The sequence below is a fragment of the Cellulomonas xiejunii genome, from assembly GCF_024508315.1.
GTDB classification, from domain to species: Bacteria; Actinomycetota; Actinomycetes; order Actinomycetales; family Cellulomonadaceae; genus Cellulomonas; species Cellulomonas xiejunii.
Window position 1 is genome coordinate 3,680,296 of the sequence record NZ_CP101987.1, and the last position, 14,460, is coordinate 3,694,755.

The following is a 14,460-nucleotide window of genomic DNA, read 5'->3' on the forward strand; positions in this document are numbered from 1 at the left end:
GCGATCTGCCGCCACCAGGACTGATCGCGCGAAGAAGTCTCCAGCATGTCAATCATCGACAAGACATGTTCGACGAATACAGGGAGCAAGCGAACTGCGTGTTCCGATACGTAATGCGCGAGGCCATCGGGCCAAACATAGATGCCATCACTGAGTTCAAGACAGCCGTTGTCTCGCCCGCATAAACGGCAGAGTGAGTATCCCATGTAGGCGCGAGAAACAAACCCACGCCTCAGGTACTCGGCAACCACTTCTCGCTCGTCCGTGTCCCAAGAAGTGTCTACGAAGCTCGCCGGGCTGGGCCAGCCATCCGCAGGTTCGGTCGCCCAGTACCCGATCAGAATGAGCGGGGGTCGAACCACAGCTGCTCACCCCCGTCAAAGAACGTCAGCGTCTTTCCACTCGCACTCGCGCCGATATCGGTAGTTGGAGCCATGACCCTCACGCCAAGCTCATCCGCGAGATCCTGAGCAAAGCGTCCTGTTGGGCAGCCCGTCCGACAGGAGAGCAGTCGGATGTCCTGACCTGCCCTAAACCTGGCCACGTCCAGCGGCGCCACTACTCCAGCACCAGACACGGGCGCGTCACGATACCAACACCCAAATCTCGTCAGGCTCATCCGCATCATTCGTCCAGACAGCTACTGTTGCGGCCTCATTCGCTGGCATTTCGAGAAGGATCTCATTGTAGACGTTGACGAGCCCCATTCGCCCTGATGTGCCAACAGTCCCCTCCCAACGAAGCATGAGGTTCTCACGGCGCGGCAGTTCGGACGGTTCATCGAGATGGACCGTGGTCTTCCCGTCGAACTCGTTGAGCGTGCCGATCGCGACACAGGTTGAAGAGGCAGCAACAGAACGCCTCCCGAGCGAGGTTGGCATCTCGCCGGTGTCGGGATCCATGAGGAGGATAAGACTGTTCGGTACTGCGATCTCGACCGACTGGCTCACTTGGCCCCTCCTCGGCGGACTATGGGTTGGAAACGACCTCCGCTCCAGCCGCTTTGATAAGCCAGCGGAGCGCGCCTATCGGCGTCGGCCAACCATCTGCCTCGACAGTAATCGTCGCCGATGTCGGCGACGTCAGAGCGGCGTCCCACCAGGCCCACGCCCGCTCTCCGGGCGTCATCCAGTACAGCCAGTCGGGTAACGTCCATCCTTTCGCCTCTTCTGCGCCAGCGCGCGCGTCGTTGCCCAGACTCCGCCACCATGCCAGCCAGTTCGCGACCTCTTCCTCAGTCTGCTCCGGCGCAAAGCTCACAACGAGCCACGACGGGAGGCGCTTCGGACGGGAAGCCTCCTCCTCGATCTCCGAGGTCGACAGGTGCACGATCGAAAGGATCGCATCACGGACGCGCTCAAGGACGCCAGTTGGATCGCTAGCCGTGAACGCGACGTTGAACAGCATTTCGGGTGTCGGGCTGCCGCTCAGGTCGCCCTCCAGCCTGCGAATCTCTTCCTCAGCACTCAGCATCGCCCGCTCCCTGGGATGATCGCGCACACGAGATCGGAGAACTCTGATGCTCGAAGACCGAAAGACGAGCCGGTCCTTGATGCGTCAACGTTTATGACCGCAGAACCGCGGGCCTGATTCTCTGGCACGGCACGCGCCAGCAGTCCTTCGTAGTATTCGCGCGTTACGCCAAACCTCTTGATCGCTGTGTGCGTAAACCCTTGCTCTAGCCGTTTGGCGAGAAATTCCTTTGCGCGAAGCTCGTCGCCAAAGTTGAGGAACCGCATCTTGTCACCGTGGATAGACACGCTTCCTCCACCATCAAACCGATGCGACCATTTCCGGGACCCTCGACTCGAAAGACCGTCACCGTATCAGTGGAACCGGAGGTCCGCGCCGCTCCTGCGGCACCCTTGAAAGCCCACCCGCCGAGCGCTCCGAGAGCACACCCGAGTGCCGCCGCGCCGCCGACGGTCCCCCAGTTGACCTTCCGCCCCGACAGCCGCTCCACGATGTACGCCGCCCCACCGTCGAACGCCGCCCCCGCGACACACCCGATCAGCATCGGGTTGTGCCCCGTCGGGTCCGTGAACACCGTCGGAGCATTCGCCCCGTACGCGTACAGGTTCGACCTACCGGCGAACCCGATCGGGTCCTCCGAGATGAACCGCCCCAACCCCGCGTCGTAGTACCGCGCACGATGGAACGTCAGACCCGCTCGGTGATGCGAGACGCACCGAGCGGTGTGCTGGCCCCACCCGCCGACCGGCGGCGTCGACGAACACCCTCGAGGTGCGCCCGGCAGCGTCCGTGACGGACGTGAGGTCACCGTCGGCGTACGCGAAAGTCGTCGTGCTGCCGGACGCGTCGGTGACGGTGAGCGGCAGCCCGGCGTCGTCGTAGGTCGCCCTGCTCGATCGCCCTGTCGGGTCCACGACCTCGACGAGGTTGCCGGCGACCGTCCATGACTCGACGTCAAGGGATCTCCACCCCTCGGGCAGCCGCGCTCCCACCTCTTCACCGAGCGGGACAAGCGTCCAGCCGGTAGGAAGGTGGCCCATGGTGCGCGTCGGATTCCACAACTCACACGAGCAGGTCCACCCGTCCGCGTTGCTCGCGGCGACCCAGCTGGCGGAGCAGCGCGGCTTCGACGCCGCGATGTGCTCGGACCACTGGGCACCGTGGCAGTCGACGCAGGGGCACTCCGGGTTCGCCTGGACGTGGCTGGGGTCGGCCCTGGCGACGACCAGCCTGCCGTTCGGCGTGGTGAACGCGCCGGGCCAGCGGTACCACCCGGCGATCATCGCGCAGGCGGCGGCGACGCTGGCCGCGATGTACCCGGGCCGGTTCTGGGTCGCGCTCGGCTCGGGCGAGAACATGAACGAGCACATCACCGGCGACGGGTGGCTGCCCAAGCCGGTGCGTGACGCCCGGCTGGTCGAGTGCGTGGAGATCATCCGTGCGCTCCTCGACGGCGAGGAGGTCACGCACGACGGCCTCGTCAAGGTCGACCGCGCCAAGCTGTGGACGCTCCCGGACGTCAAGCCGCTGCTCATCGGCCCGGCGGTGTCCGTCGCGACGGCCCGCAACCACGCCCGCTGGGCGGACGGCCTCGTCACGGTCAACCAGCCGCAGGACAAGCTGCGCCAGGTCGTCGACGCGTACCGCGACGCGGGCGGCCGCGGCGAGATCGCGCTGCAGGTCCACGTCTCCTTCGCCACCACCGACGCCGACGCGCTGCGCCTCGCGCGCGAGCAGTGGGCCGGCAACGCGATCGGCCCGCCCGTCGCGTGGGACCTGGACACCCCCGAGGCGTTCGACCAGATCGCCGACAAGGTCAGCGACGACCTGCTGCGCGGCTCGGTGCTCGTCGAGCACGACCCGCAGCGCCTCGCCGACCGGCTCGTCGAGCTCGCGGAGATCGGCTTCGACGCCGTCTACCTGCACCAGATCGCGACCGACGTCGTCCCGTCCGACGACAAGCACCCCGACGCCGCCGACACGGCCACGCAGCCGTCGTCGTCACTGGAGGCGTTCATCGACATGGCGGCCGAGCACGTGCTCCCCGCCCTGAAGGAGGCCCACGCGTGAGGATCCGCGACACCGGTGACCTGTGGTGGAAGTCCGCCGTCATCTACTGCCTCGACGTCGAGACCTACATGGACTGGAACGACGACGGCATCGGCGACCTGCCCGGGCTCGTCCAGCGCATCGACCACCTCGCCGAGCTCGGCGTGACGTGCCTGTGGCTCATGCCCTTCTACCCGACGGCCGACCGCGACGACGGCTACGACATCACGGACTACCTCGGCGTCGACCCGCGCCTCGGTGACGCGGGCGACCTCGTCGAGCTGATCCGCACAGCCAACGACCGCGGCATCCGCGTCATCGCCGACCTCGTCGTCAACCACACGTCGGACCGGCACCCGTGGTTCAAGTCCGCGCGCCGCTCGAAGGACAGCCCGTACCGCGACTGGTACGTGTGGCGCGAGGATCCGCCGCCGGACACGTCGAAGGAGGTCGTCTTCCCCGACAAGGAAGACGGCATCTGGACGTACGACGAGCAGGCGGAGGCCTGGTACCGGCACCGGTTCTACAAGCACCAGCCGGACCTCAACACCGCGAACCCGAAGGTCCGCGACGCGATCGCGAAGACCGTGGGCTACTGGGCGCAGATGGGCCTGGACGGCTTCCGCGTGGACGCCGTGCCGTTCTTCCTCGCCGACACGGCGAAGACCGAGGGCGACGACATCGACCACCCGCACGAGTTCCTGCAGCAGCTGCGCGCGTTCCTGTCGCGGCGCACGGGCGACTCGATCCTCATGGGCGAGGTCAACCTGCCGTACGACCAGCAGCGCCAGTTCTTCGGGGACCACTCCGGCGACGGGGAGGACGAGGGCAAGGAGCTGAACCTGCAGTTCGACTTCGTGCTCATGCAGCAGATGTACCTGGCCCTGGCCCGGCAGGACGCGCGCCCGATCGCCGCCACGCTGGAGTCCCGCCCGGAGATCCCGTCGGACGCGCAGTGGGCGACGTTCGTGCGCAACCACGACGAGCTCACGCTCGACAAGCTCACCGACGACGAGCGGCGGGAGGTCTTCGAGGCGTTCGGCCCGGAGCCGGAGCACCAGCTCTTCGACCGCGGCCTGCGCCGCCGCCTGCCCCCGATGCTCGACGGCGACCCGCGCCGCGTGCGGATGGTCTACTCGCTGCTGTTCAGCCTGCCGGGCACGCCCGTGCTGTTCTACGGCGAGGAGATCGGCATGGGCGAGAACCTCGCCGCCGAGGGCCGGCTCGCCGTCCGCACGCCGATGCAGTGGACGTCGGGCAAGAACGGCGGGTTCTCGGCTGCGGCGCCCTCGCGCCTGGCCGGGCCAGTGACGGAGGGCGCGTACTCCCCCGCGCACGTCAACGTGTCCGACCAGCGCCGCGACCCGGACTCGCTGCTGAACTTCGTGCAGCAGCTCGCGCGCCGGTACCGCGAGTGCCCGGAGCTGGGGTGGACGACCCGCGTCGAGATCCTCGACCAGCCGCACCCCGGCGTCCTCGCGCACCGCTCGACCTGGCAGGACGCGTCGATGGTGGCGCTGCACAACCTGGGCTCCGAGGCCGTGCGCGTGCCGCTGCACCTGCCGGACACCGACGAGGACTGGCGGCTCGTCGACCTGCTGGCCGACGAGCAGAACACGCCGGACGCCAAGGGCCGGGTCGACATCGAGCTCGACGGGTACGGCTTCCGCTGGCTGCGCGTCGTGCAGCCCGGGTCGCGTCGCCTGCTGTGACGTAGCGCCGCGGGCCGTCTGCTGAAGCGTTTCGGCCCGCGGCCGTCCCAGCGAACCCTCAGGAACGTCGCGTACCGTGCCACAGTCCGTCCACCGTTCCAGGGCGGTCTCCCACGATCCGGAGGACCTTGTCGTGCGACGTCCTGCCCCCCGCACCGCGCTGCGCGCCGCCGCAGCAGCGCTGGCGCTCAGCCTCGCCCTCGCCGCCTGCTCGGGCGACGACGCGAGCGACGACCCGACCACGCCGGCCGCCGAGGCGTCCGCCACCCCCGGTGGCGCACCCACGCCGACCGCCGAGGACATCGCGGCGCTGGAGGCCGTGACCGTCGAGGGCGCCCCCGGCGCCGAGCCCACGGCCACCCTGCCCAGCACCCCGTTCACGGTGTCGGCGGCGGTCGCCCGCCTGCTCGACGAGGGCACGGGCGAGGTGATCGCCGACGGCGACATCGTCGACCTGCACTCCGTGTGGATCAACGGCCAGGACGGCTCCACGGAGCTGTCGTCGTGGCAGAACGGCGCACCCGAGCAGGTCGTCGTGAGCGCAGCGGGCCTGTCCGCCGTGCTGACCGACATCCTCGTCGGCGGCAAGGTGGGCACGCGCTTCGTGTACGCGTTCCCGTCCGGTGAGGACACCGCGAGCGTCGCGGTCGCCGAGGTCGTGGCCAAGCGCCCCGGCCGCGCCGACGGCACCGCGGTCGCCCCGGCCGAGGGCCTGCCCACGGTGACCCTCGCCGAGAACGGCGCACCCTCGCTCACCCCGGCCACGGGTGACGCGCCCACGACCCTGACCGTGCAGCCGCTCATCGAGGGCACCGGCCCCGAGGTCGCCGCCGGCCAGACCGCCCTCGTGCACTACACCGGGTGGCTCTGGGACGGCTCGCAGTTCGACTCCTCGTGGGAGAGCGGCACGCCGTTCCCCGTCGCGAACGTCGGCCAGGCCGGCGTCATCGCCGGCTGGAACGAGGGCCTCGTCGGTCAGAAGGTCGGCAGCCAGGTCATGCTCGTCGTCCCGCCCGACAAGGGCTACGGCGACGAGGAGAAGCCCGGCATCCCGCCCGGCTCCACGCTGGTGTTCGTCGTCGACATCCTCGCCGCGAGCTGACGCGCCCCACCTGATCCACGGCTGACGCACGGGCCGGACCCCCTCCCGCACCACGAGGGGGCCCGGCCCGTCGTCGTCCCCGGCGCGCAGCACGGCCACAGCACCGCGCCGCGCCCGGCCACCAGGGACCCTTGTCCTGTCGTCGCGGTGCGCCTCGTCCTACGCTGACCAGAAGATCAACTCCAGCGTGGGAGGGTCTCCATGGACCAGGCAGCTCCATCCAGAGTCCGCACCGTCGCGCTGCTCGGCGCGTCGGGATCCGGCAAGACCACCCTCACCGAGGCCCTGCTGCTGCGAGCCGGGGCGATCCCCCGGGCCGGGCGGGTCGAGGACGGGACCACGGTCAGCGACCACGAGCCGGAGGAGATCGCCCGCGGCATCTCCCTCGGGCTCGGCGTCGCACCGTTGCGATGGCGCGCCGGCGACGGCGAGACGTACGACGTCACGCTGCTCGACACCCCCGGGTTCCTCGACTTCGCCGGAGCGGTCGACGCCGCGCTGAGCGCCGCCGACCTCGCGGTGGTCGTCGTCAGCGCCGTCGACGGCGTCCAGGCCGGGACGCACCTCGCGTGGCGGGCCGCCGGCGAGGCGGGCGTCCCCCGGGTCGTCGTCGTGACCAAGGAGGACAGGACGCGGGCCGACTTCCACCGGGTCCTGTCCGAGCTGCGCGACGCGTTCGGTGACGTCATCGTCCCGCTCGAGCTGCCGTTCGGCGACGAGGCCGCGTTCACCGGCGTCGCCGACGTCCTGTCGGAGGAGGGCCACGGCTACGACCCCGACGGAAGCCACCACGCCGCACCCGTGCCGCCGGAACTCATCGCCGAGGAGCACCGACTGCACGACGAGGTGACCGAGGACATCGTCGCGCACGACGACGAGCAGCTGGAGCGGTACCTGTCCGGGGACGTGCCGTCGGTCGCGGACCTCGGGCGGACCCTCGCGCACGAGGTCTGCGCCGGCGAGGCGGTGCCCGTGCTCGTCGCGTCGGGGACGACCGGCGTCGGGGTCGACCGCCTGGCCGACCTGCTGTGCGAGCTGTGCCCCGCACCCGAGAGCCGGACGCGGAGCGTGCGCGCGGGCGACGTCACCGTCGAGGTCGCCCCCGACCCGGCCGGTCCGACGTTGCTGCACGCGTTCCGCACCACGGCCGACCCCTTCGTCGGGCAGGTCACGCTGTTCCGGGTGCTGTCCGGCACCGTGCGCGCCGGCGACCGGCTCGTCAACACCACGACCCGCGCCGAGGAGCGGGTCCCCGCGCTGTTCCGGCTGCGCGGCAAGGAGCACCTGCCCGTGGACGTCGTCGTCGCCGGGCAGGTCGCGGCCGTCGCCAAGCTCACGGGCACACCGGCGGGCTCGCTGCTGGCGGCCAAGGGCACCCCGGGCACGTCGATGACGGCGCCGCCCCTGCCCGAGCGGCCGGGCGTGTACGCACTCGTGCTCGACCCCGTCACGCAGTCCGACGACGACCGGCTGTCCGCCGCCCTCGCCCGGCTCGTCGCCGAGGACCCGACGCTCACGATCGAGCGCGCGGGCGACCGCACGGTGCTGCGCGGTCTGGGCGACACGCACCTGGCGGTGGCGCTGGAACGCCTCGCGCGCGTGTTCGGCGTCCACGTGACCACCTCGCCCGTTCCCGTCGGGTACCGCGAGACGATCGCGCGGACCGTCGAGGCGGAGGGCAAGGTCAAGAAGCAGTCGGGCGGCCACGGGCAGTACGCGGTCGTGCAGCTGCGGGTCTCACCGCTGCCCGCGGGCGCGGGGTTCGAGTTCGTCGACTCGGTCGTCGGGGGCGCGATCCCGCGGTCCTACCTTCCGGCCGTCGAGCGGGGCGTGCGGGAGGCGATGGCCGCGGGCGGCCCGCACGGGTACCCGGTCGTCGACGTGCGCGTCGAGGTGTACGACGGCAAGTCGCACTCCGTGGACTCCTCGGACATGGCGTTCCGCACCGCCGCCGCCGTCGGCCTCAAGGAGGCGCTCGCCGCAGCCGGGACCGTCGTCCTCGAGCCGGTGTGCCGCGTCCAGATCACCGTGCCGACGACCGCGCAGGGCGACGTCATGAGCGACCTGTCCGCCCGGCGCGGGCGTATCACCGACACCGTGTCGCTCGACGGTGGGGAGGTCGTCGTCGAGGCGACCGTCCCGGAGGCCGAGCTGCGCCGCTACGTCCTGGACCTGCGCTCGCTCACCGGCGGCCGCGGCGGCCTGACCGTCCTGCCGGACCACTACGCCCCCTGCCCGGAGCACCTCGCCCCCGCCTGACCACCACCCGCCCCCCGTCACCCCTCCCCCGCGCGCGGCACCTGACCGTCGGGTACCGCGCGCGGGACGGGGGGCGGATGATGGGCGGCATGGCGGAGATCGCGGAGCTGACGGCGGCGGTGCGGGAGTTCTCGCAGGAGCGGGACTGGGAGCAGTTCCACGACCCCAAGTCCCTGGTCCTCGCGCTGGTCGGCGAGGTCGGGGAGCTCGCCGAGCTGTTCCAGTGGGTGCCGGCCGCCGAAGCCGCCGAGCGGTTCTCCGCACCGGAACGGCGCGCCCGCGCTGCCGAGGAGATGGCCGACGTGCTCGTCTACCTGGTCAGGCTCGCCGACGTCCTGGGCGTCGACCTCGGCGCCGCGGCACGCGCCAAGCTCGCCGACTCCCACCGCCGCTTCCCGGCAGCCGCCCACCACGGCGTCGCCCCCCACAAGGCCTGACCCCCACCCACCGAGCGCGGCACTCACCCGCCGAGCGCGGGTGAAACGAGTACCGCGCTCGGGCCGGGAGTACCGCGCTCGGGGTGCGGCCGGTGGGCGGGCGGGTCAGTCGGGCGTCGCGATCGCGTCCAGGACCCGCATGCGTGCCGCGCGCCCGCCCGGCCACACCGCGGCCAGCACGCCGACGACGAGCGCGAGCACGACCATCAGCGCCAGCCCGCCCCACGGGACGACGAGCCGGTCCAAGCCCTCCTCCGCGTAGACGCGCGGCAGCACCGACGCCAACCCCACCCCGACGGCCAGGCCGACGAGCGTCCCGAAGACCGCCGTCAGGACGGACTCGACGGTGATCACGCCCGCGAGCTGCAGCCTCCCCAGGCCCACGGCCCGCAGCAGCCCGATCTCCTGGGTGCGCTCGATCACCGACAGCGCGAGCGTGTTGACGATGCCCAGCACCGCGATGACCAGGGACAGACCCAGCAGCGCGTACAGGATCACCAGGAGCTGGTCGACCTGCGCGGCCATCTGGTCGACGAACTGGTCGCGGTCCTGCACCGACACCACGACGTACGGCGAGACGGCGGTCGTCACCGCGGCGCGCAGCTCGTCGGCACCCACGCCGGGGGCCGCGTCGATGAACACGGTGTCGCTGGTCTGCGCCGGTCCCGGCGCGAGCTCGTCGAGCACGTCCTTCGTGACGAACACCGACCCCGAGGTGAGCCGCGTGTCGACGACCGCCGCCACCTCGAGCGTGCGCTCGCCCGCAGCCGTGCTGACGGTCAGCTCGTCACCGACCGCCCAGCCCTCCCCGGCCACGGCCTGGTTGACCACGGCGTGGGTGTCGTCGAGGTCGTCGACGTCCCCCTCGAGCACCTCGACGACGAGCGCGTCGCCGAGCACGCCCGGGCGCAGACCCAGGACGGACGCACCGTCGGACGGACCCGGGGTCGCGCCCGGCTCCGGGGACACGCCGCCGTACGTGAAGGCCAGCGACTCGGCACGGCCGACCTCCGGCAGCGCGCTGACGTCCGCGAACGCACCGTCGGGGATCGCGGACGTCGCCGAGCGCAGCACCAGGTCCGCGTCCGTCGAGCTCTCGACCACGCGCACGAGCGAGGCCTGCCCGGTGGCGGCGATCACGGACACGGCACCGACGAGGGCCATGCCGATGATCAGCGCCCCGGCCGTCGACGCGGTCCGTCGGGGGTTGCGCACGACGTTGCCCTGCGCGAGGCGGCCCAGGGGCGGCAGCGCGTGCACGAACGGCACGGCCAGCACCCGCAGGACGGAACGGGCCAGCGACGGCGACGCGACGAGCACGCCGACGAGGACGGCTGCGGCACCGGCCCCGAGCGCCGGCTCGGCGCCGCTGGAGTCGGGTCGCAGTGCGGCGAACAGCACGCCGGCGGCACCCAGCGCGACGAGCGCCGCACCGATGAGCCCGCGCACGCGCAGCGACCGCTCGGGCACCGTGACCTCGCCACGCATCGCCTCGACGGGCGCGACGAGCGCAGCGCGACGCGCGGGGACGGCCGCCGCGACGGCCGACACGGCCGTGCCGAGCGCCAGGCACGTCAACACGCCCGTGGTCTCCAGCGGGATGTCACCGACGAGGTCCATGCCCATCGCCTCGAACACCACGCGCAGCATGCTCACGAGCCCGAGCCCGCCGACCACACCCAGCCCGGACCCGACGAGGCCCACGACGGCGGCCTGCCCCACGACGACACCGAACACCTGCGCGGGCGACGCCCCGACGGCCCGCAGCAGCGCGAACTCGCGCACCCGCTGCCGCACGGCCATCGCGAAGGTGTTGGAGATGAGGAACCCACCGACGAACAGCGAGACCACCGCGAAGATCAGCAGGAACGACGTGACGAACCCGAGCGTCGTGTCGATGTCCGCGCGCAGCTCGGCGCGCAGGGAGTCGCCCGTGACGGCCTCGGCCCCGGTGATGCCCGCGTCGTCCAGCGCGGCGGTGACGCGGTCGACGACGGTCTGCTCGTCGGCGTCGTCCGAGGCGTAGACGGAGATGCGCGGCGTGGTCCCCTCGGCGGCGTACGCGGTCCGGGCCACGTCGACGGGCAGGTACACGAGCGTCGCGCCCGCGAGCGGCCCGCCCGCGTCGACCTTGCCGACCACGGTCACGTCGCGCACCTCGCCGGCCACCACGACCTTCGTGCGGTCGCCCACGTCCAGCCCGGCCGACGCGAGGGACACCGACTCGACGGCCACCTCGTCCGCGGCCTGCGGCGCACGGCCCTCGACCAGGTCCAGCCCGGGGTCGCGCTCGTCGAACGCGAGGCCGTACGACGGCGCCTGCGTGGACTGCACCGCGGTGCCGTCGGCACCGACGAGGACGATCAGGCCGGCGAGGTCGGGCAGCGCCGCGTCCACGCCCTCGACTGCCCCCACCTCGTCGGCGAGGGCGAGCGGCACGGGCGTGCGCTGCCCGCCCAGCGACAGGCCGCCGCCGGTGTCGCCGCCGGGCAGCACCGAGTCGCCCTGCACGTAGGCGTCCGCGGGCGCCTGCGCGTCGACGATGCCGTGGAACGTGTCGGACAGCATGGTGCGCAGCGCGAACGTGCCGGCGATGAACGCGACACCGAGCGCCACCGCCAGCACGGACAGGGCGAACCGCACCGCGTGCGCGCGCACGCTGCGCAGCGTGACCCGCAGCATCAGCGGACCTCGGCAGGTGCAGCGGCTGCCTCGGCAGCGGCAGCCTGCGCGCGGCGCGTCAGCGCACCGAGCCGCTCGAGCACGGCGTCGGCCGTCGGGTCGGCGAGCTCGTCGACGATGCGGCCGTCCGCGAGGAACAGGACGCGGTCGGCGTACGACGCGGCGCTCGGGTCGTGCGTCACCATGACGACGGACTGCCCGAGCTCGTCGACGCTGTGCCGCAGGAACGACAGGACCTCGTGCGCGGACGCCGAGTCGAGGTTGCCCGTCGGCTCGTCGGCGAACACCACGGCCGGGCGCGTGACCAGTGCCCGGGCGCAGGCCACGCGCTGCTGCTGCCCGCCGGACAGCTCGCCCGGCTTGTGGTTCAGGCGGTCGGCGAGGCCCACGGCCTGCACGACGGCGTCGAGGTGGGCGCGGTCGACGGGTCGGCGCGCGATGTCGAAGGGCAGGGTGATGTTCTCGAGCGCGGTGAGCGTCGGGACCAGGTTGAACGCCTGGAAGACGAAGCCGATGCGGTCGCGTCGCAGCCGGGTCAGCTGGCGCTCCGACATCGCGGACACCTCCTCGCCGTCGACCACGACGGTGCCCGCGGTCGGGCGGTCGAGCCCGGCCAGGCAGTGCATCAGCGTCGACTTGCCGGACCCCGACGGGCCCATGGTGGCGGTGAGCCGCCCACGCTCGATGTCGAGGTCGACGCCCGCGAGGGCGTGCACGGCCGTGGGGCCGGAACCGTACGTGCGGACGAGGCCGCGAGCGGTGGCGATGGGCCCGCCGGAGCGGGTGCTGTCGTTGAGGGTCACGAGACGATCGTCCCGCGCTGACGACGGGGGCGACATCCGGGCGCGCCCGGAGGTGACCCTGAACGCGGGCGGCTCACCACTCAGGGTGCCCCTGGGTGACGAAAGGCCTGGTCAATGGCCTTGGTCGGGGGTTCTGCGCCGCACCCGCACGCCCGACCCTGGGAGCCGGGGGGCGTGCATCCCGGGACGAACCGGGGCTCGCCCCGGATCCGTCGGGACCAGCCGGACCGCCAGGCTGGTCCCGACGGGGCCGCGCCGGCGGCCCGCCGACCGGAGGTCCTCCCCATGCTCGCGCTCCAGCGCACCGCACGCGTCCTCGGCGCCGTCGCCCTCGGCGCGGGCCTCGCGTACGCCGCGCACCCGGCGCTGCTCACGGACCTGGCCCGCCCGCTGCTCGCCGCGGTGCTCGGGACCGGCGGTTGAGCCCGGCCTACGCTGGTCGCATGGCCCGGTACTTCGACGTCCACCCGACGGACCCGCAGCCTCGCGCGATCTCGCAGGTCGTCGCGATGCTGCGCGACGACGCCGTCATCGCCTACCCGACGGACTCCATGTACGCGCTGGGCACCCGCCTGGGCAACCACGACGGCGCGGACCGGATCCGCCGCATCCGCCACCTCGACGACCGGCACCACTTCACGCTGGTGTGCTCCGACTTCGCGCAGCTGGGGCAGCTGGTGCACCTGGACAACAGCGCGTTCCGTGCGATCAAGTCGGCGACGCCCGGCCCGTACACGTTCATCCTGCTCGCGACGCCGGAGGTGCCGCGGCGCCTCGCGCACGCCAAGAAGCGGTCGGTCGGCGTGCGCATCCCGGACGACCCGGTGGCCCTGGCGATCCTGCGGGAGCTGGGCGAGCCGCTGCTCTCGTCGTCCCTGCTGATGCCGGGGCACGACTGGCCGATGACCGAGGGCTGGCAGATCAAGGAGGAGCTCGACGACGTGCTCGACGCGGTCGTCGACGCCGGTGACCGCGGCAGCGAGCCGACCACGGTCGTCGACTGGACGTCCGGTGCGCCGGAGGTCGTCCGCGAGGGCGCGGGCGACGCGTCGCGGTTCTGAGCGGGCACGTCGTGGACCCGGTGGCCGTCGACGCGCCGCCGCCCCCCGACGTCCCCACGTCGCCCGCGGACGTGGTGCGCGCGGCCGCCGCCGCGCCGGATCTCGCCGCTCTCGCCGCCGTGTCCACGACCTGCCGCGCATGCCCCCGCCTCGTCGCGTGGCGCGAGGCCACGGCGGCGGACCCGCCGGCGCGGTACCGCGGGCAGGCGTACTGGGCCGCCCCCGTCCCGGGGTTCGGCGACCCGGACGCGCGCGTCGTCGTCGTGGGCCTGGCGCCCGCGGCGCACGGCGCGAACCGCACCGGACGCATGTTCACGGGTGACCGGTCCGGGGACTTCCTGTTCGCGGCGATGCACCGCGTCGGCATGGCGTCTCAGCCCACGTCGACGTCCGCGGACGACGGCCTGACGCTGCACGACGTACGCGTGACGGCCCCGGTGCGGTGCGCTCCCCCGGCCAACGCGCCGACGCCCGCGGAGCGCCGCACGTGCGGCCCGTGGCTGGCGCGCGAGCTCGAGCTCGTCGAGCCGCGCGTCGCCGTGGTGCTCGGCGGGTTCGGGTGGCAGGCGCTGCTGACGACGTTGGTCGAGCAGGGCTGGGTGGTGCCGCGGCCGCGGCCGGTGTTCGGCCACGGCGCGGAGGTCACGCTGCGGCACGCCACGACCCCGCGCGAGCTGACGCTGCTCGGCTGCTACCACGTGAGCCAGCAGAACACCTTCACCGGGCGGCTGACCCCCGCGATGCTCGACGCCGTGCTGCGCCGCGCCCGGCAGGTCGTGGACTGACGCACGTCACACGATCGGGGCACAACCTTCCGGCGCCCTGGGACGTCTTTCTCTCACAGGGGCACGTCCGCCGGCCGGGCACGCCCGGCCACGACGG

At 72.4% G+C, this 14,460-nt stretch carries 14 protein-coding genes; 8 read left to right on the forward strand and 6 right to left on the reverse strand.

What is annotated here, in order from left to right; genetic code table 11:
* Positions 1-337: 337 nt before the first annotated feature.
* The 4 genes from NP048_RS19440 to NP048_RS19420 all read right to left on the reverse strand — a co-directional run bounded on the left by NP048_RS19440 (position 338) and on the right by NP048_RS19420 (position 2,539).
* Positions 338-628: a DUF8616 domain-containing protein gene (locus NP048_RS19440; RefSeq protein ID WP_489146100.1), complete on the reverse strand. Its 291-nt coding sequence runs from the start codon at positions 626-628 to the stop codon at positions 338-340.
* A complete protein-coding gene (locus tag NP048_RS16920; RefSeq protein WP_227575263.1) occupies positions 585-950 on the reverse strand; it encodes a hypothetical protein in 366 nt (121 codons plus the stop codon). Before NP048_RS16920 ends, NP048_RS19440 begins: the two co-directional genes overlap by 44 nt.
* A 19-nt stretch (positions 951-969) precedes the next feature.
* The gene (locus tag NP048_RS16925) at positions 970-1,473 is read right to left on the reverse strand and encodes a hypothetical protein (RefSeq protein WP_227575262.1); all 504 of its coding nucleotides are present in this window, start codon (positions 1,471-1,473) and stop codon (positions 970-972) included.
* A 205-nt stretch (positions 1,474-1,678) separates the two neighbouring features.
* Entirely contained in the window at positions 1,679-2,539 is an 861-nt protein-coding gene (locus NP048_RS19420) for an RHS repeat-associated core domain-containing protein (RefSeq protein ID WP_431355884.1), read from the reverse strand.
* On the opposite strand from NP048_RS19420, the gene NP048_RS16930 reads away from it, so the two are divergent.
* The 5 genes from NP048_RS16930 (at position 2,512) to NP048_RS16950 (ending at position 9,032) form a co-directional block, all read left to right on the forward strand.
* Positions 2,512-3,543 carry a TIGR03885 family FMN-dependent LLM class oxidoreductase gene (locus NP048_RS16930; RefSeq protein WP_227575261.1) on the forward strand — a complete coding sequence of 344 codons (1,032 nt, stop codon included), beginning with the start codon at positions 2,512-2,514 and terminating at the stop codon, positions 3,541-3,543. The genes NP048_RS19420 and NP048_RS16930 overlap by 28 nt on opposite strands.
* A complete protein-coding gene (locus NP048_RS16935) occupies positions 3,540-5,234 on the forward strand; it encodes an alpha-amylase family protein (protein WP_227575260.1) in 1,695 nt (564 codons plus the stop codon). Before NP048_RS16930 ends, NP048_RS16935 begins: the two co-directional genes overlap by 4 nt.
* 133 nt (positions 5,235-5,367) lie before the next feature.
* On the forward strand, positions 5,368-6,336 hold the full coding sequence (locus NP048_RS16940) for an FKBP-type peptidyl-prolyl cis-trans isomerase (protein ID WP_227575259.1): 969 nt from the start codon (positions 5,368-5,370) through the stop codon (positions 6,334-6,336).
* Positions 6,337-6,537: 201 nt separating this feature from the next.
* The gene (locus tag NP048_RS16945) at positions 6,538-8,595 is read left to right on the forward strand and encodes an elongation factor G (RefSeq protein ID WP_227575258.1); all 2,058 of its coding nucleotides are present in this window, start codon (positions 6,538-6,540) and stop codon (positions 8,593-8,595) included.
* An 89-nt stretch (positions 8,596-8,684) separates the two neighbouring features.
* Positions 8,685-9,032 (forward strand): nucleotide pyrophosphohydrolase, encoded by a 348-nt coding sequence (locus tag NP048_RS16950; protein WP_227575257.1) that lies wholly within the window; start codon positions 8,685-8,687, stop codon positions 9,030-9,032.
* A gap of 105 nt (positions 9,033-9,137) precedes the next feature.
* Here NP048_RS16950 and NP048_RS16955 read toward each other — a convergent pair whose 3' ends face one another.
* Together NP048_RS16955 and NP048_RS16960 are read right to left on the reverse strand one after the other, a co-directional pair.
* Complete coding sequence (locus NP048_RS16955) at positions 9,138-11,714, reverse strand: ABC transporter permease (protein ID WP_227575256.1); 2,577 nt, start codon at positions 11,712-11,714, stop codon at positions 9,138-9,140.
* Complete coding sequence (locus tag NP048_RS16960) at positions 11,714-12,517, reverse strand: ABC transporter ATP-binding protein (protein WP_227575255.1); 804 nt, start codon at positions 12,515-12,517, stop codon at positions 11,714-11,716. Before NP048_RS16960 ends, NP048_RS16955 begins: the two co-directional genes overlap by 1 nt.
* Positions 12,518-12,802: 285 nt before the next feature.
* Between NP048_RS16960 and NP048_RS16965 the strand changes: the two genes are divergently transcribed.
* Genes NP048_RS16965 through NP048_RS16975 form a run of 3 tightly spaced genes read left to right on the forward strand, consistent with a single transcriptional unit; the run spans position 12,803 to position 14,363 of the window.
* Positions 12,803-12,940: a hypothetical protein gene (locus NP048_RS16965; RefSeq protein WP_227575254.1), complete on the forward strand. Its 138-nt coding sequence runs from the start codon at positions 12,803-12,805 to the stop codon at positions 12,938-12,940.
* Between the two features lie 20 nt (positions 12,941-12,960).
* Positions 12,961-13,578: an L-threonylcarbamoyladenylate synthase gene (locus NP048_RS16970; protein ID WP_227575253.1), complete on the forward strand. Its 618-nt coding sequence runs from the start codon at positions 12,961-12,963 to the stop codon at positions 13,576-13,578.
* 11 nt (positions 13,579-13,589) lie between these two features.
* Positions 13,590-14,363: a uracil-DNA glycosylase gene (locus NP048_RS16975; protein ID WP_372456762.1), complete on the forward strand. Its 774-nt coding sequence runs from the start codon at positions 13,590-13,592 to the stop codon at positions 14,361-14,363.
* The last annotated feature ends 97 nt before the right edge of the window (positions 14,364-14,460 follow it).